The organism is Lentzea indica (assembly GCF_012184385.1).
Lineage (GTDB): Bacteria > Actinomycetota > Actinomycetes > Mycobacteriales > Pseudonocardiaceae > Lentzea > Lentzea indica.
The window spans coordinates 1-1,514 of sequence record NZ_VSRL01000533.1 but is presented as its reverse complement, the minus strand read 5'-3'; the positions used below and the strand labels follow the sequence as shown (position 1 = coordinate 1,514).

Annotated in this window: 1 protein-coding gene; it reads right to left on the bottom strand. The window is 69.6% G+C overall.

Features of this window, described 5'->3' with window-relative positions; translation table 11 throughout:
- Positions 1-304: 304 nt before the first annotated feature.
- Entirely contained in the window at positions 305-1,387 is a 1,083-nt protein-coding gene (locus tag FXN61_RS49360) for an IS110 family RNA-guided transposase (protein ID WP_167980627.1), read from the bottom strand.
- Between the last annotated feature and the right edge of the window lie 127 nt (positions 1,388-1,514).

Genomic DNA, 1,514 nt, shown 5'->3' with positions numbered 1-1,514 from the left:
AGGACTGATATGGAGTGGCCTCTTGTCAAGGGGCAAGGTGAGGCGCCCACGAGGGTGTTCCCGGCGGGCGCCTCGTGTTTCGTCGCGGTGTTGCGGGTGGGTGAGCGTGTCGTTGGCGACGCGCGGTCAGACTGATATGCGCGGGTTGGTTACCGCAGGACGGGTTGTTCGGCAGGAGCGGTCCGCGGGTCTAGCGTCGAGTGTCGCCGGCGGGGCCGGTTGCTCATAGTCCTGTCGCGGGTCGCTCCACGCGCTGCTGTCCCGCCGCAACGGTGGCGACGAAGCAAGTTTGTGACGGTGGCGGTCAGTCGTCCATCACCGCCAGGGACCAGCACCAGCCGGCAAGCTCGCGGGCGACGGCGACGCATGCGACCACCGTGGGTTTGCGGCGCAGGTTCAAGGTGACCCAGCGGTCGTGCAGTCGCCGGTTGCCGGCGTCGCCGCGGGCCTTGGCCGCGGGTGGGGCGAGTTGCCAGCGCTCGTGCATGATCTTGCCGGGTGCGTAGCGGGCGCGGTGGTGCCAGGCCGCTTCGACCAGCAGCCGCCGCGCGTGGGTGTTGCCGGTCTTGGTGATCGAACCCAGCACTCGCGACGCTCCCGAGGAGCTTTCGCTGGGCACCAGGCCGGCGAACGATCCGATGCTGCGGCCGGTGAAGCGGTGCCAGTCACCGATCTCGACCGCCAGGGCGAACCCGGTCAGCGTCGAGATGCCACGCAGGCATCCCAGCCGCCGCACGCACCCGGTGAACTCGCTGTCGGAGGCCATGGCCGTGATCGCCTCGTCGAGCCGGTCTCTGCGTGCTTTGACCATGAGCACCGTGTCGTAATCCGACTCGAACGCAGTGCGCACCGCCGGGCTGGTGAACCTCTGCCGGCGCAGCCAGGCGTCGTGCGCACCGGTCCAGGCGTGCCCGCCTGTGTAGACGATTCCGTGGCGCAGCAACAGTTTCGACAGCCGATGCCGGGCCCGCATCAGGTCACCGCGGCAGTCCTCCCGCACCCGGACCAGATCTCGGGCCGCCTCCTGGCCAGGCGTCGGGATCGCGACCGGGGTGATCTCGTCCAACCGCAACAAACGTGCCAGGTGCACCGCGTCCTTGGCGTCGGTCTTGACCCGGTCGCCCGAGGGCCGCCGCAGCTTCGACGGCGCGACGACCACACACCGGATTCCCGCCTCGCTCAAGGCGCGATACAGGCCGAACCCGGTCGGCCCGGCCTCATACGCCACCGCCACCGGGCCGGGCACCTGCGCCAGCCAGGACCGGATGTGATCGTGTGACGGGGTCAATCGAGTCTGGACCAGCTCGCCCGTGACGCCGTCGATCGCCGCTGCCGCGACCGATCGCGCGTGCACGTCCAGCCCCACGCTCGTACGCTCGGTAAACACCGGGGCCTCCCACGCATGTCGGATAGGCCGAGCAGGCCACTCCTGCCCGGCAACCCACGAACAAGCGTGAGCGAGGCCCCGGCCCGCGACCACTCACATCAAGCGGTCACGTCATACCGTCTAGCTC